Raw genomic sequence first — 24,867 nt, 5'->3', positions numbered from 1 at the left:
CGTTTTGATATCGCAGATAGGCTGTTAGTCAGCAGCGTCTGATCGCTCGGCAAGACGACGTCCAATCGGAGTCAGCACCCCGTCCATGCTCTGTGCATTTTTCTCGCGATGGTAAGCGAGCAGCCCATCGTCCCCTTTTACTTCTGCCCATTTTTGAAGGGTGTCCCGTTCGCCGGTGTAGGAATAGAACGGAACGGAGTAGCCGCATGAGGTTTTGACAGCATGCAAGGTCACGGCAATAATCTGGCGGGCACCTGGAAGAAGCTCAAAATGGCCAGCCATCTGCTCCCATTCATCCGTGCCAGGGAGTACGACACGGCCTCTCCCGTACAAGCGCAGGATCATGGGCGGCCCTTCAAAAGCCATAAACATCAGGGTAATCCGTCCGTTCTCATCGACATGGGCACTCGTTTCATTTCCGCTTCCCGTCAAGTCGAGATAGGCGACCTCAGTGGGGGACAGGATTCGCAGCACATCATATCCTTTTGGGGACAAATTGACGTGCCCATCCGCATCCAGAGGAGCAGATCCTACAAAAAATATGCGTTGTTTCTGAATGAAGGCTGCGTGTTCAGGCAAAATCTCCGAAAAAAGTTTCCCCAACTCAAACACTCCCTGCCATCGAAATCGTATGGATTCTTTTATAAAAGAAGAGTTCGTCGCAAGCATTGGGTATCCCTTTGTTCTATGAGCCCCATCGTGGCAGCCGGTACATGTATGCATTCACGTGAATCCATCGAAATGAGGGAGAAGGAATTGACGTTTCAGTCTGAAAATAGAGTGCCGGATCGAATCCTCCGATGGGTGACGGATTCTGTCAGTCCATCGGCACAAGTGCATTCCATTACTCGGCTGTACGGCGGAGTATCATCGATCATTCACACGGTCTCCCTTCGAGTGGATGGGGTCGTGAAGGACTATGTTCTCCGCCAGTTTGACAATCAGGAATGGCTGCGTGCCGAACCGGACCTGGCCGTGCATGAAGCAGAGAGCCTACGCTTGGCGGACGGGACAGGCCTGCCGGTGCCACAGTATTTCGCAAGCGACCCGCATGGAGAAAAATGCGGCGTACCCACCGTGCTGATGTCCAAGCTGGAGGGCGCTGTCGTTTTGCAGCCCCAAGACGAAGCTGGTTGGTTAAATGGGCTCGCCAAAGCGCTTGTGCAGATTCATGCCACCCCAGCTGCAGACTTCCCGTGGGCCTACTATTCCTACAACGATGTGCAGAAGCTGGCGACCCCTGATTGGACACGGAATCCCAAGGTGTGGAAAGATGTGATCGAATATGTCAGACGGCCGTTTCCCGAATTCGAGCCTTGTTTTATCCACAGAGATTATCACCCGAATAACGTGCTATGGGACTGTCACGCCGTAAGTGGAGTGGTGGACTGGGTAAATGCCTGCCGTGGACCTGCCGGAATCGATATCGGACATTGCCGGGTCAATCTCGCCCAGTTATTCGATGTTGCGACAGCCGATTCGTTCTTAGCTGCTTATCAAAGCTATGCGGGACCGAGCTTTCACTATGATCCATACTGGGATTTATTATCCTTGACCGACATTCTCTTTGGAGAGCCGCAAGTCTATGCGGGCTGGACAGCGCTCGGGGTCACGGGATTGACCGACGCCTTGATTGCCGAACGGCTGGAAGCGTACGCCAAAAGCCTGTTGAACGAGTGCTGAGGGCCATTCGAGAGCCATTCAAACAAAACCTGGCCGTGTTGTGGTAAAGTGGAAATATTCGAGCAATAGGACAAAGCAAGCACCGATCCAAAGGAGGCAAGATTAGGTATGCAGCAGGCAGAACCACTCGACTTGGGGAACCGCATCCATCTGATCGACGGTCATGACATGGGCTGGAAGGAACGCACAGGTACTTATGTCATCCAAGAAAGGGAATTGACTTTGGTCGAAACTGGCCCCAGTGTGTCTGTTCCCTATATTCGAGAAGGATTAGCGAAGCTGGGCTACACGACGGAGCAAGTCAAATACATCATCGTCACCCACATTCATTTGGACCATGCGGGTGGCGCTGGATTGTTTTTGCGCGATTGTCCGAATGCAGCGATCGTGGTTCATCCAAAGGGAGCGCGACATCTTGTAGACCCGAGCCGCCTCATAGATGGTGCGCGAGCGGTCTACGGAGAACAGTTTGATTCCCTGTTCGAGCCGATCGTGCCCGTTCCACAGAATCGCTTGATTACCAAAGCGGATGGGGAGACCCTCCGTATCGGACCGGATTGCGTGCTGGAATTCATGGATTCTCCCGGGCACGCGAAGCATCATTTCAGCATATACGATCCAGTCAGCAACGGCATGTTTACAGGAGATACGGTAGGTGTGCATTACCCGCAGCTGCGCAGAGACGGGATCGATCTCTTCTTGCCATCTACTTCACCCAACCAGTTTGATCCGGATGAAATGCTTGGCTCCATTGAGCGTTACAGAGCGCGGGACTTAAGCCGCATCTACTTCGGTCACTTCGGCGCGACGGAGAAGGTAGCGGATGTATACAGCCAAATCACCGAGTGGCTCCCGGTATTTGTACGTGAAGGGAAAGAGGTCTTGGCAAAAGGACTCTCGCATGACGATCTGGCCGAGCGGCTTCTGAATCGGGTAAAAGCCAGTTTGCAGTTGCGAAACGTCCCGGAAGATCATGAGGTATACGAGGTCATCTCGCTGGACCTGTCTGTCTGTTCGATGGGGATTGTCGATTATTTGCAAAAGAAAAGCCGCTAGTTTCATGTTCAGGGAAAGAAGGGCCGGCACTCGCAAAGGGGGCATTGGTTCTTCTTTTTTTGAGGAAGGAATGCTAATATGATGGGGGAGTATGAGCAGGTGGACAATTACATAACAGTAGTTGTGAACAGGTGCCTATCGCCCCTTTTGGGGGCAGGGTGAAAAGGGAAGCCGGTGCAAGTCCGGCGCGGTCCCGCCACTGTAAACGGGTTCATGTCGATTTCGATGCCCCGATAGCCAGGAGACCTGCCTGTTTGCTTGCGCGCTGTGTTCCTTCGCGGAAAGGAGCGGCCGGAACGATTGTCTCGTGCAAATGGAAAAGCATGTACGTACGCCATTTGGGACCTGAAACCGACCCTTCGCTTCTGTAGTGGGAGCGAAGGGTTTTTTACATGCGGCGGATTCTTATCCAGTCTGCCAAAGGCCTCGCGTAGCCGAGCTTATCAATGGGCGTACGAGTGAAGAAAGGAAGAAGTAGGGAATGAAAGTGAATCGATTTTGGAAGCTGGCCTTTCCAGTTTTGGCAACCTTGAGTCTGATTGGCTGCAGCAACAGTCAGCCAGCACAGCCTGAGAAACCTGCGGCCGAGCAACAGTCAGCCACGGATACTGCCGCCGGGACTGCAGCTAAACAGACTACCTATCCGCTTACGGTCAAAGACGCAACTGGAAAAGAGGTGACGATCGCCAAAGCACCTTCACGGATCGTCTCCACTTCCCCGGCCGAGACCGAGATCCTGTTTGCCCTCGGCTTGGATGAGCAGATTGCCGGAGTGTCCGATTACGATGATTATCCAGAGGCAGCCAAGTCAAAGCCGAAGGTCGGCGGAGTCGTGAAGCCGAATGAAGAAGCTATCCTGTCGCAGAGCCCTGATCTCGTGATCGGCGGCATCTCCATGGAAAAGCCGGTGGCAGAGAAGCTGAAAACATTAGGCATGCCTGTCTATGTGACCCAGCCGAAAAAAGTGGACGACATTATGGCGAACATTCTGGTGATGGGAACGATTACGAATCGACAAGAGCAAGCGGAGAAATTGGTTGCTCAAATGAAGAACGATATTGCACGGGTGAAAGATGCCGTGAAAAATGTGAAGCCGGAAGACAGAAAAAAGGTGTACCTCGAATTTTCACCGGGTTGGACGGTCGGAAAAGGGGAATTCATGGATGAGCTGATCACCATGGCAGGGGCGACAAACATTGCGGCGGATACCGAAGGGTGGAACCCGATCAGCGAAGAAAAAATCGTCAAGGACGATCCGGATGTGATTCTATACGCCAAAGGCATCACGGATGACAAAACGGGCAAGCAACTGGAAGATATCATAAAAAACCGCAGCGGATGGGAAAAGATGAAGGCGATTCGCGACCAACAGATCTTCGGGATGGATCAAAATACGCTGTCACGCCCAGGTCCACGCATCACAGAAGGACTGATAGAGGTAGCCAAGGCCATTTATCCCGATTTGGTGAAATAGCATGAGGGGAAGACTGATTGCTTGGATAGGGGCGGGCTTCCTGCTGTTGCTCGCATCTGTCATCATCAGCATTTCCCTAGGGGCAGCCAATCTGCCGCTCTCTCAGGTGTGGCTGATTCTGCTGCACCAGATTCCCGGTTTTTCAAACATGGGTGCAGGGAGTTGGCCGGAATCAGCCGAACAGATCGTGATGAAGGTTCGTTTTCCCCGGGTTGTCCTGGCTGTATTGGTCGGAGCGTGTCTGTCCTTGGCTGGAGCAGGGTTTCAGGGAGTCCTGCGCAATTCCTTGGCTGATCCTTACACCATGGGAGTCGCCTCCGGTTCGGCTGTTGGGGCTGCCTTTTTGATTCTGTTTGGACTGCAGATCCCCTTCCTTGGTGAATGGAGCACCCCTGTCTTGGCATTTCTCACTGGCTTTTTCAGCCTCTGGATTGTCATGAGGCTGGCCAACACGCAGGGCAAGCTGCAGACAGAGACATTGCTCTTGTCTGGGGTCGTCGTACAGGCTTTTTTGGGCTCATTGGTATCCTTTATGGTTTCGCTGTCCGATCAGACGGTCAACGAGATCGTGTTCTGGCTGATGGGTAGCCTGTCATTTCGCGGCTGGTCCTTTACCTATGTCCTGCTGCCGTATCTGATCGTCAGTTTCGTCATTTTGATTGCATACTCTCGTGCGCTCAACCTGTTTGCGCTGGGAGAAAGGCAGGCTGCGCATTTGGGCGTGAATGTCGATCGGACGAAGCTGATCGTGCTGGTTGTCTCGACTTTGGTTACGGCTGCTGCGGTATCCATTTCAGGCATCATCGGCTTCGTCGGTCTGGTCGTTCCTCATTTGGTCCGCATGCTGGTGGGGCCGGACTATCGTATCCTGATACCGATGGCGACGATCTTTGGCGGGATTTATGTGCTCTGGGCCGATACGCTTGCGAGAATGCTTCTCGTTCCGACGGAGATACCGCTTGGCGTAGTCACCGCGTTTTTGGGAGCTCCGTTTTTTGCATACTTGCTGAAAAAGAACAAACGAACAGGGGGGAGGTAGCCGGATGATCGAGGTCAAAGCCTTGCACAAGTCTTTTCACGGGAAATCCGTTGTGACAGACGTGAGCTTCGCGGTGGAGCGAGGAGAGTTTTTTGGCATCATCGGACCAAATGGCAGCGGCAAATCGACGCTGATGAAAATGATTTCCGGCGTCATTTCGCCCGATGGAGGAGAGATTTTGATAGCGGAAAAGCCGATCGGCTCCTATTCGCGCAAAGCTCTTGCCCGTCTTCTGGCGGTTCTCGAGCAAGAAGCGCTCCCCCCGGTCGGCTTTCGTGTGCGTGAAGTATTGGAGATGGGACGTTTTCCTTATCAAAATTGGCTGGGCGAAGAAGCAGAGGATCCCACTCCACTGATTGATGAAATTGTAGGCATGCTCGGACTGGCAGAGCTGGAGGATCGGACGCTCGACCAGCTGAGCGGAGGAGAAAAGCAGCGTGTTGCCCTTGGGAAATCCCTCGTGCAAAAGCCGATGCTGCTCCTGCTCGATGAGCCGACGACGTATCTCGATATCGGCTATCAAATCCAGCTGATGGATATCGTGCGCAGCTGGCAAAAGAATACACAGGTCACCGTGGTGGCCGTGCTGCACGACTTGAATCTCGCTTCCCTTTACTGTGATCGCATCCTGATGGTGCATAAAGGCAATCAGATCCGTGTAGGAGATCCTCGCGACATCCTGCAAAGCAGCTTGATTGAACAAGTATACGGGACGCGACCGATCGTAATGGAGCACCCCGTTCATCAGCTCCCTCAAATCATCCTGCAATCCGGTACCTAGTCCAAGGAGGGCATGCAAAAATGGTTGTGCTGATTACAGGCGGCGCCAAAAGCGGAAAAAGCACGTTTGCAGAAAGGTACGCTGCCAAGCTCGGCTCAGCAGGCATCTACATCGCAACGTCCCCCGTATTCGATGATGAGCTGCAGGCGAGGGTTCTGGAGCACCAGCAGCGCAGGGAAATGTCCTCGATTCGATGGGAAACGATCGAGGAGGAATTCGAGCTGGATGCAGTGTTAAAAAAGCTGGCCGATGATAACGAGCTTGCGGACACGGTCGTGCTTGTGGATTGCTTGATTTTGTGGCTGTCAAATTGGCTCATGCGTTGCGGCCAGCACGATGCCGTGCAGCGGATTTTGGTGCAGCTCGATCGTTTGGAGCAGACTCTTCTGACATTCCCTGGGACGCTGCTGTTGGTCACAAATGAAGTCGGCTATGGAATCGTGCCAGAATATCCGCTGGGTCGTATTTTTCGGGATCTCGCAGGCGTCATGAATCAGCGGATGGCGGCTGTGAGTGACCGTGTGTTCCTCGTCACGGCAGGCATTCCGATCGAATTGAAAAGCAGGGAGTTCAAGATGTAAGAGGCGGGCAACCTTGCCAAAAAGGTTGGCATATTCACGCTTTCTAATGATATAATGTAAGAAAAGCAATGGAAGGGATCAGGATACCATGCGTCCCCACAGGACGATCTGGAAACGTTATGACCTCTCCTACATCTAGCTTCGTAGTAGTCGCTCGTCACTTTGACGACCAACCTACTACGGAAGCGAGGTCTTTTGTATGAGTAGCGACTTATACTTGCGAATTTCCTCCTTAGTCGGTTGGCCGTCTGTGCCAAAATCGACAAAATTGCGAGGAATTCAAGATGAGGAGAGCGCTGCAGGTAACACGACGATACAGTTTGATTTTGTTTGGAGCATTATTGTTAGCTTTCACGTATTTTCACATTAATTTTCAAAACCACTTGTCTGAAGGTGGTTTCGTCGGTCTGGGTCTGATAGCAAAATACGCGTTTGACCTGTCCCCGGCGACCATGATGCTCTTGCTGGATATCCCACTGTTTTTGGTGGCATGGCTGGTGAGAGGACGTCAGTTTATCTGGGATACGATTTTTGCATCTTTATCGTTTACTGTTTTTTACGATCTGTTTGAGCGATTTTCCCCCATCGTCATTGACCTTAGCCGAATGATGCCGGTCGCATCGATTCTGTCAGGTGTTCTCACCGGATTGGGTACGGGACTGGTTCTGCGCTATGGGGCCGCAACTGGAGGAGACGATATCTTGTCTCTTTTACTTAGCAAGTACACCGGACTGTCGATCGGTACCATTTTCCTGTTGTTTGATGCTTTGGTACTGACGCTGTCGTTCTGGTATGTACCTGTGAAAGAAATGATGTTCACCATTTTGGCAGTTGTCATTTCCAGCCGTGTGATCACGTGGACGGTTGAATCGGGAGCGGCTGTCGAGATCAGTGAAGAGGGTCATGGGCATGGCAACGTATCCATGACGCACAGATAATGAAGAGCAATGTTGAAGAACATGTAAATAGAAAGCGAACGCGAAAGACCTTGCCTGATGCAGCTGGCAAGGTCTTTTTGTACAAATATTGGCACCGTAGAATGAGCGCGTCCGGCAGATACTATCAAATAAGTCTAACCGATCGATACAGGCAACAGAAAGGAACTGCTATGAGCGAAAATTTCTTTGGTCAATACAAGGAATTTGTGGTCGTCCCCAAGGAAGAAAGCAAGGAAGGGCTGGAAGAAGATTTTGTTCCCGAGGATTATGCAATCCATTTCATCCTCACGTTCTCTTTGTATGATTCCTGCATTTCGAGCTGGACAGAAGCGCTCAAGTACCATGTGAACGTGGAGAACAGCTTGAAAAAGGTGGTGGCGGAGCTCAATGCGAAAAAGAAAAACCTGCTCCGGCTGGAAGTATTGGAACTGGTTGATGGAAAAACGTATTTCGTCCTGGCCCTCTCGTGGAAGGACATGAAACAAGAAGAGCAAGCCGTAAGGGACAAGATCCGCACGTTCTTGGACAAGGACTTTTCTACAGATCTTCTGATCGGAGAAATGTGGTACCAGCTGATCGGGGGAAAAGGAAAGTTCGAGCGTCGCCTCTTTACCTATACGATGGAAAAATACGAGCCGCGAACTTCTGAGCATCTTACGAATTAGGCAATTCATCCTGATTTGTTTGTAGAAAATATAGGGAATGAGATGCAGGGAGATACATTGGTGAGGGCGAATCTGGCAGTAGAGGAAGAAAAATAGGTCCGAATGTAACATAAATCCCATCGCAGCAACTACCGATACCAGAAGAGAGACAAAAAAGGGAGATAGGGGAACTTATGCCTACGTACTATTACTTTACATGCCAAAAATGTCGAACCCGAGGGGGCGTATTCGGCGAACAGGCCTGGGGATGGGGGAGCTTCGATATGATCGAGTCCTTCAAATTCCTTGCGCACCACATTCGAACCTGCGGCGAGGACTCCATTCGAGTCATTTCCGAAGAGGTAGACGATTACGTGGACCAATTACATACGGAATACAATGAATTTTTAGAGGAAACAAAGCATCTCTTTCCTCATTCCAACGACTGGGCGTTTCTGGATAGATGGAAGAAGCTTTCCGTAGAGGAGCTTAAGGAGAAGTGGGTAGAAGAAAACAAGATCAAGCATGAGGAGGAACGGACGAAAATAAACGGAGTGCTGAAAACCTGCGAGATTATCCATGAGGGAGATGGCCTGCCGTATTTTTACGCTCGAGTCATGGGGGAAGATGGGCAGTCCACTGCGGTCACGGGAAGCACGCGGCAATTGCCTGTCGTGGACGGATCCTATATCATCATAGGGGTGAAGCGGGATCATCCAGAGCTGGGAGAAGTTTTGGAAATACATAAAATGATACCCGAGTCCTAACGCAGCTGGAGAAAGGGGCATTTTTTGTGAACATGGAGAGAGTCGGTCAAGTACTGGAAAAGGTTCGAGAAGGAAACCCATTGATACATAACATAACGAACGTGGTTGTGACCAATTTTACGGCAAACGGTCTTCTGGCGTTGGGTGCATCACCGGTAATGGCGTACGCCAAACAGGAAGTGGCGTACATGGCACGTATTGCCGGTGCGCTGGTATTGAACATGGGGACGTTGGACGAGCATATCGTGGAAGCGATGCTGATCGCAGGCAAGTCGGCGAATGATCAAGGGGTTCCAGTGCTGTTTGATCCTGTTGGGGCGGGGGCCACTCCTTACCGGACAGAGACTGCGCAGAGCATTGTCAAGCAAGTAGCGACAGCGATTGTTCGCGGCAATGCTGCGGAGATTTCCCATGTGATCGGGGAGGCATGGCAGATCAAAGGCGTCGATGCCGGGGAAGGAAAGGGAGACGTTGTCGCTCTGGCCAAGATGGCAGCGAAAAAATTAGGCACGATCGTAGCCATCACAGGGAAGGTCGACGTCATTACAGACGGAGAGCGCTCCTATCTGATCCGAAACGGACATCCCATTTTGACCAAAGTGACAGGGACAGGCTGCTTGCTTACTTCTGTCATGGGCGCATTTGCGGCTGTAGAGGAAGACATTCTCTTCGCAGGAGCCTCCGCTTTGGTGTGCTACGGTGTTGCGGCCGAGCAAGCCGCGAAAAAAGCTGCGAACGATGGTCCGGGAAGCTTTCAGATCCAATTCTTGAATGAGCTGGCTGGCATCACGCCGGACGATGTTCGCCGGAGTGGAATCCTGGAGCTGGCAGAATAACCGCATCTTTGGCAGAAGGCAAAAAAAATCCCCCCAAAGCGGGGAGAAAATGATCGTGCGCTAGGCTAGATATGTTAGGGAGTAGCTGTAGTTTCTCAAACTAAATGACAGCAGCTTCTTCTGGTGTTCCGAAAGGGCTAGGAATATGAATTCTACCTGATCATTTTCAAACGGAAGTAAATAGAACTGAGAAATTCCATGACATATGATTTCTCTCTTTAACGCCAATGCCATGCTGGCTTCTGTGCGTAAGTGCAATTCCACGGTGTGTACCCTCCTTGGACATACAATAGAGTACCAAATTTATACTGGGAATTGTGTACCATTTGTGGCAGTATCATGTCCAAGATGTTACCAATTTTTGTATGAAAATTAACTAAAGGAACTATTCTGGCAAAAGGCTTTATCTGTTGTCAGGAATGCATTTGCTGCGAGAAAAATAAGAGGAAATCATGGCAGCTACCCGCTCTTTATCGGATCCAAGATCATGCTTTCTGCTGGAAAGGCATCGCAGCAGTTCACGGTCACAGCTGCAGGAAAAATAGCCTCGTTTTTCGTAGCAGCGATCATGCCTTTTGCAGCAGCGGTCAATGTCGTCGATGGGCGCCCCCGGTCCTGAGCATCCTGGGCCGCACCAGTTCCCATACAAACAGGGAAATTTTATCCCTTGCTTATTACGTTTGCCCATTCGTCTTCACCACGCCATTTAGAGTTACTGTTAGCGTATTGGGGTGTGAGCTGGATTGCTTTAGGCAGCATGCCCTTATTTCGTGAAAAAGCATGGGGGAGCGCCTGATTTAGGGAAACAGGTGGCCTGAGACTAGGGAGAAGGCTCGGCAAACCGCATACTAGAGGTTGCCGAGCTTTCTAATTGCTCGCTGCAATAAGAAAGGTAGCGCGTCTAAAATTGCTAGATTTCAACAGTGAAATACTTTTGAAATAGCACTTGAAAACATAGTGAAGATATGATAGATTAATTCTTGCCGAGCATATCGGAAATCAAAAATGGATGGATGTCCGAGCGGCCGAAGGAGCACGATTGGAAATCGTGTAGGCGGGGTCGACCCGTCTCGTGGGTTCAAATCCCACTCCATCCGCCATCATGGCCCGTTGGTGAAGCGGTTTAACACAGCAGCCTTTCACGCTGTCATACAGGGGTTCGAATCCCCTACGGGTCACCATAAAACACCGACAACATGTGTCGGGACCCAACGCTAGTTGGGGAACACTGGAGGCTTAGCTCAGCTGGGAGAGCATCTGCCTTACAAGCAGAGGGTCGGCGGTTCGATCCCGTCAGCCTCCACCATTTACTTCGTATTGGTTCCGGCTCGGGAACTCACCGTACCGGTTCACCCTCGGAGTAAGCACTCAGGAGATTTGCTCGGGTACACCTGATCTTGCTTGGCAGCGCAGCGATTCGATGCAGCGGCGCAAGTAGGAAGCGATCCCGTCAGCCTCCACCATACATTACGCGGTCGTGGCGGAATTGGCAGACGCGCTAGATTCAGGTTCTAGTGGTGGCAACACCGTGGAGGTTCAAGTCCTCTCGACCGCACCAAACAATATCCCTAACTTCAAAATTACATGCGGACGTAGCTCAATTGGTAGAGCGTCGCCTTGCCAAGGCGAAGGTCGAGGGTTCGAGACCCTTCGTCCGCTCCATCTTTTTTTGCTGACATAGTGCAAGCTTTCATTTTTGGCGGTGTAGCTCAGCTGGTTAGAGCGTTCGGTTCATACCCGAAAGGTCGGGGGTTCGATTCCCTCCGCCGCTACCAATTCACAATTCATATGGCGGTCGTGGCGAAGGGGTTAACGCACCGGATTGTGGCTCCGGCATTCGTGGGTTCAAGTCCCATCGATCGCCCCATAAACAGGTAGAGAATGAGTGTCGGTTACGGCACTCTTTTTTTGTACATACGAAAACAGCCCAGCCGGGAGATTCCTGATCAGGTCTCCTCGCTGGGCTGTTTTGCTGTCCGAATCATGATTTTTGCAGCATCTGTTTGACCAATTCGCGATTTCGCTGCTTGAAGACTTCGTTGTGGGAAGAGACCATCGCGTAGGAATTTGCCTCGGGCGTGATGTATTGCTTCGCCTTGTTGACCGCATTGGCAGCATCCTGAAATGCGCCGGCGATCAAATGGAGCTTGCCGTTGTATTTGACGATATCACCGGCAGCGTACAAGCCAGGTATGGAGGACTCGCCGCTTGGAGTCGCTTCCACGTAAAAGTCATCGACCAGAGCAATGTCCAGTTCACTATTTTTCAAAAGGCTGGAGTCCCGCTCGTACCCGTGGTTGATGATCACCTCGTCGACAGCCAGTGTAGTGACCTCTCCGGTTTCATGGTTCGTCAATTCCACATACTCGACCGTTTCGCGAGTGGAGGAGGCGACCAAGCGGGTAATCGTCGTCTGGAAAAAGCAGCTGGCAGAGCTTTTCAGGAGCTGGGAGACTTGCGCTTCATGAGCAGAAGGCGATTCCTTCCGGTACGTGAGGTACACCTTCCCCGCAATAGGCTCCAATTCATTGGCCCAATCGATTGCCGAGTTCCCACCCCCGGAGATGAGGATGGTCTTGCCCTGAAAGTAATGCATGGACTTTACCGTGTAGTGCAGGTTGGATACTTCGAATTTCTCGGCACCTTCCACATCCAGTTTTTGCGGAGTGAGAATTCCACCACCGACGGCAACGATGACGGTCTTGGAATAATGGAGGTTCCCAGACTCGGCGCGCAAAACAAAAATTCCGTCCTCATTGCGAGAAATGGATGAGACTTTTTCGTTCAAGACGACTTCCGGATGAAAAGTCAATCCTTGGGCGACCACCTGCTCGATAAGCTTTGCTCCCGTAATGGGTGTCTGACCACCTACATCCCAGATCAATTTCTCCGGATACACGTGAATTTTTCCACCGAGATGAGGCTGAAATTCGATCAGCTTCGTCTTCATCTCGCGAAGCCCGCTATAAAAACTAGAGTAGAGACCAGCTGGCCCCCCTCCAATGATCGTCACATCAAACAATTCATGTTGATCCATGTCCATTCACTCCTGGATTCATGTATGTAACTGATTCTCATTCTCAGCAAATTATATAGGAGTTGCCTTCCATTCGCAACCACATTTGCCTATTGACAGAAAAAAAGGACCCCCTTATAGTAAATAACGAAATTGATAATCATTATCACAAGGAAACTCCTTATCTATTTCTTCAGCAAATGGAGGGTACATACATGGTCCGCCTATATACGGAGGCACTGAATATTGGCTATGGTGAACGACTGATTGTAAAAGCACTCAGCGTACAAATACCGGATAAAAGAATCACGACGATCATTGGCTCAAACGGCTGTGGGAAATCGACCCTGCTGAAAGCAATGACGCGCATTATTTCCCATCAGTCGGGGACCGTCATTTTGGATGGCGAGAGCATAGCCAAAGAGAATACGAAAGTGCTTGCCAAAAAAATGGCGATCCTCCCGCAGACGCCGCAAAGTGCAAGTGGACTTACAGTAGGGGAGCTCGTGTCGTACGGAAGGTTCCCTTATCAGAGTGGGCTGGGCCGTTTGACGAAAAAAGACTATGAAGCGATCGATTGGGCACTCGAAGTCACAGGCACAAAAGACTTCAAATACCGTCCTGTCGATGCACTGTCAGGTGGTCAACGCCAGCGGGTTTGGATTGCGATGGCTCTCGCACAAGAGACGGAAATCATCTTCCTGGATGAGCCTACCACGTATCTCGATTTGGCGCACCAGCTCGAAGTATTGGAGCTCTTGCAAAAGCTGAATATCGAGCAGGAGCGGACGATTGTGATGGTGCTTCACGACTTGAATCAGGCCGCCCGATTTGCAGACTACATGATTGCTTTAAAAGACGGCCAGGTCGTCAAAGCTGGAGGCTGCGAAGAAGTGATGAAACCGGACGTGCTGAAAAAAGTGTTTCAGATTGATGCAGAGATCGGCCGCGATCCGAGAACAAGCAAACCGATGTGTGTCACATACAACTTGGCTAAAGGAGAATAACAACATGAAAAAAATGTCGCTCCCATTCCTGTTGGTCTTCATGCTCTTCCTCAGTGCGTGCGGTGGTCAGCAGCAGCAAGCATCTCCTTCCTCTGGGTCACCCGCGCAGGAAGCGAAACCCGGAACCATTACCTATCAATCCGAATCAGGGCCGATCGAAGTGCCTGCCGACCCCAAACGGGTTGTGGTGCTTTCGTCATTTGCTGGCAGTGTCATGGCGCTGCATGTGAATCTGGTCGGCGTCGACTCCTGGACAAAGAAGAACCCGCGTTTTGGAGATGTGCTGAAAGACGTAGCAGAAGTATCGGATGAAAATATCGAGAAGATCATCGAGCTGGAGCCGGATCTGATCCTGGGCCTGTCGAATGTGAAGAACCTCGACAAGCTCAAACAAATCGCTCCAACAGTGACGTTTACATACGGGAAGGTGGACTACCTGACCCAACAAATCGAGATTGGCAAAGTGCTGGGCAAAGAGAAGGAAGCGAAGGCATGGATGGATGACTTCAAGAAGCGTGCACAAGAGGCAGGTAAAGAGATTAAAGCCAAGATCGGAGAAACCGCGACCGTATCCGTGATTGAGAACTTCGATAAGCAGCTTTACGTGTACGGGGACAACTGGGGGCGCGGAACGGAGATTCTTTATCAGGAAATGAAGCTGAACATGCCCGAGAAAGTGAAGGAAACGGCGAAGAAAGAAGGCTACTACGCCTTGTCTCTGGAGGTTATGCCCGAGTTCGCGGGAGATTATTTGATCCTGAGCAAAAGCAAAGACACGGATAATTCCTTTCAGGAGACGGATACCTATAAAAACATCCCTGCCGTGAAAAACAATCGTGTGTTTGAAGCGAACATGAATGAATTTTACTTTAATGATCCGCTTACGCTCGAGTACCAACTGGAATTCTTCAAGGATCATTTCCTTGGAAAAAAATAAGGGTTACGCCTTTAGAAAAGAAAAGTGAGAAGACCAATGACAAATGATAATCGTCGTTTTCGCTTTGGACAGAAACTGGTCGTTATGCTTGTTGTCCTTTTCGCGATGTTTGCCGTGTCGATGGTGCTTGGGGCAGCGAACACCACTTTATGGGACGTGTGGCTGGCACTCGCGACGCAGGCGGAAGGAGAAAAGATATCGCTTCTTCGCGAGATCCGTTTGCCGCGGGAGGTGTCAGTCTTGTTTGTAGGAGCAGCCCTGTCTGTGGCAGGCGCGATTATGCAAGGGATGACGAGAAACCCCCTGGCCGATCCCGGCTTACTCGGCCTGACGGCAGGGGCGAATGCGGCCCTGGCCGTGACGATCGCTCTCTTGCCGTCTGTCAATTATTTGGGGACGATGATCGCATGCTTCATCGGGGCTGCTGTGGGTGCCTTGCTCGTATTCGGCATGGGCTCCTTAAAAAAAGGCGGATTTTCGCCTCTTCGCATGGTGCTGGCAGGTGCAGCGGTTTCTGCATTTTTGTACGCCATTGCAGAAGGGGTGGCCCTTCATTTCAAAATTTCAAAGGATGTCTCGATGTGGACCGCCGGTGGCGCCATCGGAGCCTCCTGGAGCCAGCTGCAAATCATCATTCCATGCATCACGGTCGGAATGATCATAGCTCTGATTTTATCCAGACAGCTGACCATGCTCAGCCTGAGCGAAGAGGTCGCCGTGGGGCTCGGACAAAAAACGATGCTGGTCAAAACGGTACTGTTTCTCGTCATCATCTTGCTTGCAGGAGCATCCGTCGCGCTAGTCGGGAATATGGCCTTCATCGGTCTCATGATTCCGCATCTGGTACGTCCTTTGGTCGGGACGGATTACCGTTTCATCCTTCCCATGTCTGCTGTGGCGGGAGCTGCTTTTATGCTCTTGGCGGATACACTCGGTAGGACCATCAACGCACCTTATGAGACTCCCGTAGCGGCACTAGTGGCGATGCTGGGACTGCCCTTCTTCCTGTTGATCGTGCGCAAAAGGGGGAAGTCATTCCTATGATTCATCCGGCTATGATCAGAAAACAACGGATCATTCTTCTCGTGCTGCTGGGATTGACCGCCGCAGTCATCGTGATTGGAATGGGGATGGGGTACTCGTCCTTATCCTACAATCGCTTGATCCCTACCTTACTGGGAGAAGGGACGTTCAAAGAAGAGTTTGTCTTGTTTCAGGTTCGCTTACCGCGATTGCTCATCACGTGGCTGGCAGGAATGGCACTCGCGCTGTCAGGGATCATACTCCAAGGAGTGACGAGAAATGACCTCGCTGAGCCGGGTGTCATTGGGATCAACTCAGGTGCAGGGGTGGCCATCGCGCTGTTCTTTTTATTCATCCCGATCGATGCAGGGGCCTTTGCCTATCTGCTTCCTCTCGTTGCATTTGCAGGGGCTGTTTTGACGGCAGTATGCATTTATCTCTTCTCCTACAGCAAAAGCTCCGGATTGCAGCCGGTGAGGGTGGTCCTGATCGGCATCGGCTTTTCCATGGCGCTCTCCGGAGTGATGATTGTGCTTATATCGTCAGCGGAGCGCGCAAAAGTGGACTTTATCGCCAAATGGCTGGCGGGAAATATTTGGGGAGCGGACTGGCCGTTTATTTGGGCGATATTGCCTTGGCTTCTCGTTCTCATTCCCTTCTCCATTTATAAAGCGAATCGTCTGAATCTGCTTGCCTTAGATGAACCGGTAGCGATAGGTGTAGGCCTTGCAGTCGAGAAAGAAAGGCTCGTGCTGCTGCTGGCTGCAGTCGCTTTGGCCGCTGCTGCTGTCTCGGTGACGGGAGCGATTGCATTCATCGGTCTGTTGGCACCGCATCTGGCCAAAGCGCTGGTGGGACCGCGCCATCAGCTGAGTGTGCCGGTAGCGATCGTGCTGGGTGGCTGGCTGCTGCTCGTGGCAGACACCATCGGCAGAAATCTCGCCGATCCGGATGGCATTCCGGCCGGGATCATGGTTGCCTTGATTGGCGCGCCTTATTTTTTGTACCTACTGTGGAAGAAATCGTAGTGACGAGTAAGAGCAGAGGCCTCGGCTTTCTGCTCTTTTTTTCGTTAACTGAATTTTTTTATGAAACACTGTAAGCAAATCGCTTTTTTACGTCTAATAAGATACCAAAGAAGGCACAGAAAAAAAGCCACCCGGGCAAATTAAAAACCTCGTCACTTTGTGTACGAGGTTCGTTATGTATTTCGACTTTAAAAACTTAATTATTTTGAAAGAATTCCTACTTTTTTATAAGATTTCGCTTCAGAATCAAATTCGTAAGCGGTTGATGATATAAATTCGTGATTTTTGTGCTCATTAATGTAGACATTAAATCCCTTTTCATGAGCTACATGGACATCTATATCAGGATCTTTTGCTTGCTCAGTTTTAAAGGAAGTAACTTTCGTCAATTGACCTTGGAAATAGTTATATACGCTAATATACATGATTGATTTGACTTTCTTATCGCGCTCAATAACCAAGAAGTCGTGTGGATATCCAAAAGCTGTTAAATAGAGAAATGGTGTAATCTCGCTAATGATCGTATCTCCTGAGTTAGGAATCTGCAAGTACTTCCCATTATCCTCCAAATAGTAACCCTTTCCAAACGGAAAATTAATGTCTACAACAAGTTTAACATTACCATTCCCCATTGGTTTATCGATTGCATATTGAGGTTCAAGTTGCTTTGTTTCCTCTGTAGAAACACTATTTTTCTTATTTTCAAAAGCACTGTCCGCAAAGCTAGGTGTGCCTCCTAGGATCAAGAGTGAACCTAATATTCCTACTAACATCAGACCCATTTTTTTCATATATATCACCCTCCGAATTTTTTCTATATTAGTGAGCACGTAAGTTCTAAAGACAATTGATATAATAAAGTTCTTTTGTGAACTTAATATGAACCGGACCATACCTTTTTGGGACATGCTTAAATTAGAATGGTATTTATTTAATCAATATGACCACCTCCATAGTCAAACACAAAAAACCTCACCGATACAACATTACTATTTGCTAGATTGAACGGGGGAGGTTAAGGAAATTGCCGATTTTTCTAAATCCCTCATTCGAATATAGTAATTCTTAAGATTATTATTCTAGGATTAGGAGTGTTTTTCATGGGACTGGGAGAAAGGATTGGCAGAGGCAACACCGCGGATATTTATGTACTAGGGTCAGAACAGGTCCTTAAAGTATTTCACGACCCGAAACTGCTGGACCTGGAGCGGGGGAACAGCATAGTTATTGAGGAGTTGGCGGTAGGTGCCCCGACATTTTATGGTGTTGTAGAAACGGACGGTCTTACCGGACTTGCTTATGAGAGGATCCCGGGACCTTCTATGCTAGAAATACTGATGAGTAAGCCGGAAATAGCTGCTGAATACGGTCGGCAGCTGGCCCAGATTCACGTCAAGGTGCACAGCGTCAGGGCAACCGGACGACTGCATTCCATTAAAAGCCGCCTGGCTTATACGATTAGCGGTATTCGTCACTCAGGTTTCGAGCCCTTACGAGAGGCGATCGTTAGCCTTCTGTCCGAGCTTCCCGATGGGGATCATCTTTGTCACGGTGACTTCCATCCTGGCAATGTGCTATTAAGTCTGAAGGGGCCTGTCGTCATAGACTGGATGACTGCAGCATGTGGTCCGGCTCAAGCCGATGTAGCCAGGACGATTATGATACTTCGGCACGCGGTCTTGCCGGCGGAACTTCCCGAGGTCGTTATCCAAGCGTTTGCTCAGCTACGAACCTTATTGCTACAAACGTACGAGGACACATATCTAGAAATGACCGGTCTCAGCAGGGAGGAGCTTGTTAAGTGGGAGCTTCCGCTAATGGCGGCGCGACTGGGTGAGAGTGTTCCAGATGAGGAGAAACGCACTCTCCTCACTCTAATACGGCAGCAGCTTCGCTAGAAAGGTAAGCGGATAGGAACGAGTTGGTCAATACCCCGTCAATAAATAGATTTTTTCACTTGCCGATGGTCTTGGGCAGTGTTCTAGCTGCCATTTACAATCGCACAAAAGTAAAAAGATAAATTGGTACAGCTTTGAGCTTTCCAGGCAATACGTTGGGCTTCAGGGTCTTGTCCTTCCTGCCGGGTACGGAAATGAGCAGAAACGAAGAAAAGGCGTGTCGGAACATCCGGTTCCACACGCCTTTTCATCATCATGCACTTTTTTTGTGAACGGGTTGAGAGGGGACCAGCAGCTGCTTCCACTTGATCTGCGGTACGCCGATCGCTGCGAGAATCATCAGGACGCCGCCCCATTGCGTCAGGGTGACAGTCTCGTTCAGAACAAAGCTGGACAAGAGTACGACCGCAGGGAGCTCTGCCGCGCTGAGAATGGTAGCAAGACCGTTTCCGATGCGTGGCACTCCCACAGACAAGCAGAAGATCGGGATGACGGAGCCGAATAATGCCACAAGCAGCCCGAAAGGCAACAGCCCGTCCCACAAGCGGCCGTTGATCAGAAAGGTTGGTGGATACACAACAGCAATCATGATGGCTGCCAAGCTAATGGAAATCGCACTTCGCAAATACGGATTTAATTCCGCGAGAATACGACCGCTAAAGAAGATGACGAACGCAAAGGTCGCACCAGACAAGAGTCCGCATAAAAGTCCGGCCAGACTGATGCTTTGCATGCCTGTCTCCCCCAGACCGCTAGCAAAAACCGTTCCGACCCCGAGCATCACGATCGATACCCATTTGGCAGGGGAAGGCCACCTGCGCTGAGCGATCGATTCAAGCAGGACACCGATCCACGTGAATTGAAAGAAAAAGACGATGGCGAGCGAAGCAGACATCTTGCTGACGGCTTGGTGATAGAAAAAGCTGGAGGATGCCATCATCAAGCTGACCGGAATCAGCGTCAGCACGTATTTCATACGGAATCGCTGCTTGGAAAAGAAAAAAGCCATAATGGACATGATCAATCCGCCAAAAATCAGCTGGTTGCTACTCATTTCAATGGGAGTAAACCCATAATGGAAGGATTTCTTCATAAACAACGAGAGGATTCCGTAGCTGCATGCCCCGAGTAAAACCAATAGCACTGATTTCCAGTATGTCATAGGTGAAAATCCTTTCCTTGATAGTGAACTCAGGTGAATAATGCCTATTGTACTATAGGCCAATTATTGATACAATGAAATTTTGTGGTTTGCTTTACTGTGCTGCTATGGTAGCAAAATGCTCTGGTGCACTATTACCATAGCAGCGGACTAAAATGTGCAGATGACGTATTCTCGCTGTTAATACATAGCGGATCGCAAGGAATTCCGTTACACTACTACCATAAGTCGGGGAGAGTGCTGGAGGCAAAAGAGATGAAACAAGGAGTCCTGTACGGGATTATCGCGTATTTGGCTTGGGGATTGCTTCCTGTTTACTGGAAGCTTTTTCAAAGCGTGGGAGCGTGGGAAATTCTCGCGCATCGCATTGTGTGGTCGCTCGTTTTTGTCCTTATCATCATCATCATTACGAAGCGATGGACCAAGCTGTGGGCGGCAGCTCCCGGATTGAAAATGAAAGGTGCGCTGCTGGTATGCTCGCTCTTGATCAGCGCAAACTGGCTGCTCTATATCTGGGCGGTAAATAGCAACCAGGTGATGGAGACTAGTCTCGGGTACTACATGAATCCATTGATCAGCGTGCTTTTGGGCGTGGTGTTTCTCAAGGAAAAGCTTCGCATGGGGCAATGGGTTGCATTGGGAATGGCTGCCCTCGGTGTTCTCTACATCACCGTCCAATACGGCCAGATGCCATGGATTGCCCTGTCGCTTGCCTTGTCTTTTGCTTTTTACGGGTTGGCGAAAAAAGTGGTCAATCTCGAGGCGATGATCGGCCTGGTCTGGGAGACGGTTTTTGTGGCTCCGATTGCATTGATCTATATGATCGTGATCGAAGCGAATGGAACGGGGACCGCTCTGAATCTGGAAGGGTGGAAGCTCGCCATGCTCATGCTGGCTGGTGTGGGGACGGCCATGCCGCTTTATTGGTTCGCACAGGCGACCAAGCGCTTGCCGCTGTCAACGCTCGGCTTTATCCAGTATTTATCTCCGACGATTCAGCTGCTGAGCGCGATCTTCTTGTTCGGCGAAAAATTCACCATGACGCATCTGGTCAGCTTCTCCTTGATCTGGGGGGCGCTGGTCGTCTTTACCATCAGCTCGATGAGAAAGAAAGCAGTGTCAGTTCCGATGAATTCGGAGGTAGTCATCAAAAAACAAGCATAGCTTAAGAAAAAGAAAACTCCTGACGAGATGGTCAGGAGTTTTTTTGCATTTACATTTAGGCTTGCTTGGAGCGGCGGTAAGCTCCGTGGTTGGTCGGCCCTACGTATTGATTGAGGGCAAAGGAGTGCCGGATCGCTTCTGTAATGAAATCTTTGGCTACGGAAACTGCCCCGCGAACGGAATTGCCTTTTGCCAGTTCCGCACAGATCGCAGCAGAGTAAGTGCAGCCTGCACCATGGGTAAAGCTTGTGTCAAAACGCTCCGATTCCAGTACCTCTACAGATTGACCGTCGAAGAATACGTCTACGGCATGGTCATGCTGCAGCTTGCTTCCGCCCTTTACCACTACATAGGAAGTGCCGAAATCATGGATGCGTTTTGCGGCTTCTTTCATATCGTCTACGCTCTTCAGTGCGCCGATACCGCTCAGGATGCCTGCTTCGAACAGGTTTGGTGTCGCCACAGTCGCACGGGGCAACAGGACTTCTCGCAAGCTGATCGCGATTTCCGGGTGCAGAGCTTCGTCGGCACCTTTGCAGATCATGACAGGGTCGACAACGACGTTTTTCAATTGGAATTGCTCAATTTTGCGGGCTGCCAGTTCCACAAGCTCAGTCGTTCCCAGCATGCCTGTTTTGGTCGCGTCTACGCCAATGCCAGTGAGAACCGTTTCCAGCTGCTTTTCCAAGACGGCTACATCAATCGGAAACACTTCGTGGAACCAGCCGTTGTGCGGATCCTGCGCGACGATAACGGTGAGGGCGGTCATGCCGAAGACGCCGAGCTCCTGGAAGGTTTTGAGGTCAGCCTGGAGGCCGGCGCCGCCGCTTGTATCTGAACCGGCGATCGTGAGTGCTTTGCGAATAGTCATGGTCATTATCTCCCTTTGTGGTCGTATAGGAATGTACCGCACCCGATAGGATGGGGATTCATGTACTGTACTGCACTGTATTGCACTACCTCTATTAGAAAGGAAAATTACGGCGGTGTCAATAATATCCCCCGTAAATGTTTGAAAACTCGGCAGTACCAAATTTTTTGGGGAAACCGCAGCTGTGTTGAACGGATACGCCTCTTTCCGAACATATAAAAAACCGCACTCCTTGTGAAGGAGTAGCGGCTGTCAGCAGCTCTATGTTTTAGCGTGAAGCGGCGTGTTGAAAGGAGAAATGGATCGACGTAGACATGGACTTGGCGCGTTTGGATGCGAGCTGCTTGGCTTGCTTGGCTGCTTCAAACATGCTTGGTGCCTTAATGATTTCTACCCATTTTTTTGTAGCCGTTTCGAATAAAAAGCGATACATGGTCATGGTCATCTTGATCTGCCCTCTCGTATTTTCTTTAACGTGTAAGAGCTTTTGGAAAGAGTACCTCAGCATCCGCATCTGGCAAATCTTCGGCAAAAGCTTTCCTCGTAAACGCGGCAGCTCTTCGATAGCTGTGGACTCGGCATCGTTTTCTTACACTGTTATTGTATCAATGGTAAAGACGAAGAAGGTTATAGGTTTGTTACATAATTTTGAAGAACATGTTGCATCTGTGTGAACGTGAAAAATGTTTCCATGAAGCTGTTACATTTTTCCTCCTGCTTCGTCTATAGAGTGTGGAGTACCCAAAATTTCCATTTTGACCAAATGAAGAGGTGCGTAGTAGCGATGGCAAATGCAACAGGAGAGCTGACGGTGACGGGGGTCAACCACAGCTATGGTACAGGAAAAATCAAGGTGCCCGTGCTGTTTGACATCAACCTGCACATTCATCAGGGCGAGTTTGTGGCTCTTTGCGGGTCATCAGGGTCGGGCAAGTCGACTCTGTTGAATCTTCTCGCAGGGTTGACCAGGCCAGACGAAGGCAGTGTGATGGTCAGCGGTGAAGAGATTTCGCGTTATAACGAAAACGAGCTGTGCCTCTTTCGCCGCAAAAGGATGGGATTTATCTTTCAGTCGTACAATTTGTTACCGAATTTGACCGCTTTGGAAAATGTGGAGCTCCCTTTGATTTTCGCTGGAGAAAGCGTGCGCAAGCGGCGAGTCAGGGCGACTGAAATTCTCGAGCGCGTCGGACTTACGGGCCGAATCGACCACAGGCCGAACGAGCTTAGCGGCGGGCAGCAGCAGCGTGTCAGTATCGCGCGGGCTCTGGTCAACCAGCCGAGCATCATTTTGGCGGATGAGCCGACGGGCAATCTGGACAGCAAGACGGAACAAGAGATTCTGAACCTCATGCGGCAAATGAACAAGGAAAATGGAACGACGTTCATCATCGTTACCCATGAGCAAGAGGTAGCTGAGCAATCAGACCGGGTCATTTATTTACAAGACGGAAGAATCGTGCAAAAAAGGACAAGACCAGCGTAGCTGCGGGTATGAGGTGAACGTTTGTGAAAGTATTGGATTCTTTTCGCATTGTATGGCGAAATCTTTGGCGGATGAAACTGCGCACGGCGCTTACATCAGTCGGGGTCATGATCGGGACGGCTGCGATTGTCGCCATGATCGCACTCAGTCTTGGATTGAAGGAAAACGCAGTGAAGAGTCTGGAGAACTTCGGGAATTTGACGGAGATGGATGTAGAGCCCATGTACTACATTCCCGAGGAAGATCGTGTGATTCCGGACGACGAGCGGAAAAAGCTGAACATGGAGGCTGTTCAGGAGCTGAAGAAAATACCCGGCATCGCTGCAGTCATGCCCGTCAAACGGCTCCAGGAGCAAGCAAAGCTGAAGGTGGGCAGAAGGGAAGGGTACGTGGAGCTGATCGGCGTTGATGTCAATGAATCGGCTGCCTATCGTAAAAATGAAATCGACAAAGGGAGCTACCTTTCCGGCTCTCCGCAAGAAATCGTCATCGCGTCTGATGTTCCGCGGGAAATGCGCGACGTCGAGAAAGAGAAGAGAGAAGCGCGCCGAAGCAACGTCGATGCGAGAGGCAGGGGCCAAGCTCCCATGCCGCCCCCTGACATGGGAGGCGGAGCCCCAGCACCGCTGAATCTGGTGGATAAGGCAGCGACGATCGTTTTGAGCAGGGAGTACCGCGTCGACGACGAACCGAAGTATGAAAAGAAGGAACTGCGCGTCCGAGTTGTCGGTCAGCTGCAGAAATCGGAAAACCATCGTTATTCTACGGCGGTCTATGTGCCGATCAGTGTCGTGAAGGAGCTGAACGAGTGGGTCAACCGGAGCAGAGGAGACGAAGCATCCGATGGCTCCGGGCGACGCACACGCGAGCAAGCCAAACAGGACCGCTTTGAATTCGACCAAATGACGGTCAAAGTCGAGTCGCGCGAACAAGTGGAGAGCGTGGTGAAAGCTCTCAAAGAAAAGGGCTATGAAGTCTGGTCCCCCGCCCGTGAGCTGGAAACGATCAACAAATTCTTCTTCGTCATCCAGATCGTACTGGGCGGAATCGCCGCAATCTCCCTGCTGGTCGCAACGATCGGAATCGTCAACACGATGATCATGTCCATTTTAGAGCGGACAAAGGAAATCGGCATCATGAAAGTAATTGGAGCGACCGTGTTTAATATACGCTGGCTGTTTTTAATGGAATCCGGCTTTATTGGGCTCATCGGTGGATTAACCGGGCTTGGACTCGCCTGGGGAGCAGTCGAGCTTGTGAACTACTTCGGTTCAGCGGGCGGACTCATGGACAGCTTGAATATGGGATATGGACGAGGAGGAGAAGGGGAGGCGGCAGCGAAGCTCGCGGTCATTCCTAGCTGGCTGGCGTTGTTTGCCATCGGGTTCTCCTTTGTCATCGGTTTATTGGCAGGCATTTTCCCTGCGATTCGAGCTTCGCGCTTGAGTGCCCTGCAGGCGATCCGATCTGAATAAG

25 protein-coding genes, 7 tRNA genes and 1 riboswitch are annotated in these 24,867 nt (G+C 50.5%); of the genes, 26 read left to right on the top strand and 6 right to left on the bottom strand.

Features of this window, described 5'->3' with window-relative positions; genetic code table 11:
* Nucleotides 1–24 precede the first annotated feature (24 nt).
* Complete coding sequence (locus JNE38_RS20010) at nt 25–603, bottom strand: pyridoxamine 5'-phosphate oxidase family protein (protein ID WP_203352925.1); 579 nt, start codon at nt 601–603, stop codon at nt 25–27.
* Nucleotides 604–756: 153 nt separating this feature from the next.
* Between JNE38_RS20010 and JNE38_RS20005 the strand changes: the two genes are divergently transcribed.
* The 18 genes from JNE38_RS20005 to JNE38_RS19920 all read left to right on the top strand — a co-directional run bounded on the left by JNE38_RS20005 (nt 757) and on the right by JNE38_RS19920 (nt 11,666).
* Nucleotides 757–1,683, top strand: a complete 927-nt coding sequence (locus tag JNE38_RS20005) for a phosphotransferase family protein (protein WP_238933386.1) — start codon at nt 757–759, stop codon at nt 1,681–1,683.
* A gap of 108 nt (nt 1,684–1,791) precedes the next feature.
* On the top strand, nt 1,792–2,739 hold the full coding sequence (locus tag JNE38_RS20000) for an MBL fold metallo-hydrolase (protein ID WP_203352924.1): 948 nt from the start codon (nt 1,792–1,794) through the stop codon (nt 2,737–2,739).
* A 112-nt stretch (nt 2,740–2,851) separates the two neighbouring features.
* Nucleotides 2,852–3,007: riboswitch (cobalamin riboswitch) on the top strand.
* A gap of 213 nt (nt 3,008–3,220) precedes the next feature.
* A complete protein-coding gene (locus tag JNE38_RS19995) occupies nt 3,221–4,213 on the top strand; it encodes an ABC transporter substrate-binding protein (protein ID WP_203352923.1) in 993 nt (330 codons plus the stop codon).
* A gap of 1 nt (nt 4,214) precedes the next feature.
* Nucleotides 4,215–5,252: a FecCD family ABC transporter permease gene (locus JNE38_RS19990; protein WP_203352922.1), complete on the top strand. Its 1,038-nt coding sequence runs from the start codon at nt 4,215–4,217 to the stop codon at nt 5,250–5,252.
* A 4-nt stretch (nt 5,253–5,256) separates the two neighbouring features.
* Complete coding sequence (locus JNE38_RS19985; RefSeq protein ID WP_203352921.1) at nt 5,257–6,033, top strand: ABC transporter ATP-binding protein; 777 nt, start codon at nt 5,257–5,259, stop codon at nt 6,031–6,033.
* A gap of 20 nt (nt 6,034–6,053) precedes the next feature.
* Nucleotides 6,054–6,614: a bifunctional adenosylcobinamide kinase/adenosylcobinamide-phosphate guanylyltransferase gene (cobU, locus tag JNE38_RS19980; RefSeq protein WP_203352920.1), complete on the top strand. Its 561-nt coding sequence runs from the start codon at nt 6,054–6,056 to the stop codon at nt 6,612–6,614.
* A gap of 284 nt (nt 6,615–6,898) precedes the next feature.
* The gene (locus JNE38_RS19975) at nt 6,899–7,552 is read left to right on the top strand and encodes a YitT family protein (RefSeq protein WP_203352919.1); all 654 of its coding nucleotides are present in this window, start codon (nt 6,899–6,901) and stop codon (nt 7,550–7,552) included.
* A 170-nt stretch (nt 7,553–7,722) separates the two neighbouring features.
* Nucleotides 7,723–8,217 carry a hypothetical protein gene (locus JNE38_RS19970; protein WP_203352918.1) on the top strand — a complete coding sequence of 165 codons (495 nt, stop codon included), beginning with the start codon at nt 7,723–7,725 and terminating at the stop codon, nt 8,215–8,217.
* A 263-nt stretch (nt 8,218–8,480) separates the two neighbouring features.
* Nucleotides 8,481–8,963: a hypothetical protein gene (locus tag JNE38_RS19965; RefSeq protein WP_238933385.1), complete on the top strand. Its 483-nt coding sequence runs from the start codon at nt 8,481–8,483 to the stop codon at nt 8,961–8,963.
* Between the two features lie 26 nt (nt 8,964–8,989).
* The gene (gene thiM / locus JNE38_RS19960; RefSeq protein ID WP_428993665.1) at nt 8,990–9,799 is read left to right on the top strand and encodes a hydroxyethylthiazole kinase; all 810 of its coding nucleotides are present in this window, start codon (nt 8,990–8,992) and stop codon (nt 9,797–9,799) included.
* A gap of 487 nt (nt 9,800–10,286) precedes the next feature.
* Nucleotides 10,287–10,418 carry a hypothetical protein gene (locus JNE38_RS31095; RefSeq protein WP_343071287.1) on the top strand — a complete coding sequence of 44 codons (132 nt, stop codon included), beginning with the start codon at nt 10,287–10,289 and terminating at the stop codon, nt 10,416–10,418.
* A 388-nt stretch (nt 10,419–10,806) separates the two neighbouring features.
* Nucleotides 10,807–10,899: transfer RNA gene (locus tag JNE38_RS19950), tRNA-Ser, on the top strand.
* 4 nt (nt 10,900–10,903) lie between these two features.
* Nucleotides 10,904–10,980 (top strand) — tRNA-Glu (locus tag JNE38_RS19945).
* 49 nt (nt 10,981–11,029) lie between these two features.
* Nucleotides 11,030–11,105 (top strand) — tRNA-Val (locus JNE38_RS19940).
* Between the two features lie 165 nt (nt 11,106–11,270).
* A tRNA-Leu gene (locus JNE38_RS19935) sits at nt 11,271–11,357 on the top strand.
* A 28-nt stretch (nt 11,358–11,385) separates the two neighbouring features.
* A tRNA-Gly gene (locus tag JNE38_RS19930) sits at nt 11,386–11,461 on the top strand.
* Between the two features lie 36 nt (nt 11,462–11,497).
* Nucleotides 11,498–11,574: transfer RNA gene (locus JNE38_RS19925), tRNA-Met, on the top strand.
* 16 nt (nt 11,575–11,590) lie between these two features.
* Nucleotides 11,591–11,666 (top strand) — tRNA-His (locus JNE38_RS19920).
* A 114-nt stretch (nt 11,667–11,780) separates the two neighbouring features.
* Here JNE38_RS19920 and JNE38_RS19915 read toward each other — a convergent pair.
* The gene (locus JNE38_RS19915; RefSeq protein ID WP_203352916.1) at nt 11,781–12,836 is read right to left on the bottom strand and encodes an NAD(P)/FAD-dependent oxidoreductase; all 1,056 of its coding nucleotides are present in this window, start codon (nt 12,834–12,836) and stop codon (nt 11,781–11,783) included.
* A 194-nt stretch (nt 12,837–13,030) separates the two neighbouring features.
* Between JNE38_RS19915 and JNE38_RS19910 the strand changes: the two genes are divergently transcribed.
* From JNE38_RS19910 to JNE38_RS19895, 4 genes are read left to right on the top strand one after another with little or no spacing between them, the layout of a single operon-like run.
* Nucleotides 13,031–13,822, top strand: a complete 792-nt coding sequence (locus JNE38_RS19910; RefSeq protein ID WP_203352915.1) for an ABC transporter ATP-binding protein — start codon at nt 13,031–13,033, stop codon at nt 13,820–13,822.
* A gap of 4 nt (nt 13,823–13,826) precedes the next feature.
* The gene (locus tag JNE38_RS19905; RefSeq protein ID WP_203352914.1) at nt 13,827–14,759 is read left to right on the top strand and encodes an iron-hydroxamate ABC transporter substrate-binding protein; all 933 of its coding nucleotides are present in this window, start codon (nt 13,827–13,829) and stop codon (nt 14,757–14,759) included.
* 36 nt (nt 14,760–14,795) lie between these two features.
* Complete coding sequence (locus JNE38_RS19900; RefSeq protein WP_203352913.1) at nt 14,796–15,803, top strand: FecCD family ABC transporter permease; 1,008 nt, start codon at nt 14,796–14,798, stop codon at nt 15,801–15,803.
* Nucleotides 15,800–16,810, top strand: a complete 1,011-nt coding sequence (locus tag JNE38_RS19895) for a FecCD family ABC transporter permease (RefSeq protein ID WP_203352912.1) — start codon at nt 15,800–15,802, stop codon at nt 16,808–16,810. The genes JNE38_RS19900 and JNE38_RS19895 overlap by 4 nt, the downstream gene beginning before the upstream one ends.
* 200 nt (nt 16,811–17,010) lie before the next feature.
* Here the strand turns inward: JNE38_RS19895 and JNE38_RS19890 are convergent, their stop codons facing one another.
* Nucleotides 17,011–17,601: a hypothetical protein gene (locus tag JNE38_RS19890; protein WP_203352911.1), complete on the bottom strand. Its 591-nt coding sequence runs from the start codon at nt 17,599–17,601 to the stop codon at nt 17,011–17,013.
* A gap of 309 nt (nt 17,602–17,910) precedes the next feature.
* Here JNE38_RS19890 and JNE38_RS19885 point away from each other — a divergent pair, with 309 nt between their 5' ends.
* Complete coding sequence (locus tag JNE38_RS19885) at nt 17,911–18,708, top strand: phosphotransferase family protein (protein WP_203352910.1); 798 nt, start codon at nt 17,911–17,913, stop codon at nt 18,706–18,708.
* Between the two features lie 253 nt (nt 18,709–18,961).
* Here the strand turns inward: JNE38_RS19885 and JNE38_RS19880 are convergent, their stop codons facing one another.
* Complete coding sequence (locus tag JNE38_RS19880) at nt 18,962–19,870, bottom strand: EamA family transporter (protein ID WP_203352909.1); 909 nt, start codon at nt 19,868–19,870, stop codon at nt 18,962–18,964.
* Nucleotides 19,871–20,125: 255 nt separating this feature from the next.
* Between JNE38_RS19880 and rarD the strand changes: the two genes are divergently transcribed.
* A complete protein-coding gene (rarD, locus tag JNE38_RS19875; RefSeq protein ID WP_203255341.1) occupies nt 20,126–21,034 on the top strand; it encodes an EamA family transporter RarD in 909 nt (302 codons plus the stop codon).
* Nucleotides 21,035–21,089: 55 nt separating this feature from the next.
* Here rarD and pdxK read toward each other — a convergent pair whose 3' ends face one another.
* Together pdxK and JNE38_RS19865 are read right to left on the bottom strand one after the other, a co-directional pair.
* Entirely contained in the window at nt 21,090–21,905 is an 816-nt protein-coding gene (gene pdxK / locus JNE38_RS19870; protein ID WP_203255340.1) for a pyridoxine/pyridoxal/pyridoxamine kinase, read from the bottom strand.
* 268 nt (nt 21,906–22,173) lie between these two features.
* Entirely contained in the window at nt 22,174–22,350 is a 177-nt protein-coding gene (locus JNE38_RS19865; RefSeq protein ID WP_203357819.1) for a hypothetical protein, read from the bottom strand.
* A gap of 339 nt (nt 22,351–22,689) precedes the next feature.
* Between JNE38_RS19865 and JNE38_RS19860 the strand changes: the two genes are divergently transcribed.
* Complete coding sequence (locus JNE38_RS19860; protein WP_203255339.1) at nt 22,690–23,391, top strand: ABC transporter ATP-binding protein; 702 nt, start codon at nt 22,690–22,692, stop codon at nt 23,389–23,391.
* A gap of 23 nt (nt 23,392–23,414) precedes the next feature.
* Nucleotides 23,415–24,866, top strand: coding sequence for an ABC transporter permease (locus JNE38_RS19855; protein WP_203255338.1), 1,452 nt, complete (start codon nt 23,415–23,417; stop codon nt 24,864–24,866).
* Nucleotide 24,867 lies beyond the last annotated feature (1 nt).

Source organism: Brevibacillus choshinensis (assembly GCF_016811915.1).
GTDB lineage: Bacteria > Bacillota > Bacilli > Brevibacillales > Brevibacillaceae > Brevibacillus > Brevibacillus choshinensis_A.
Note: the sequence above shows the minus strand (reverse complement) of the source record. Positions and strands in the feature narration are given on the sequence as shown.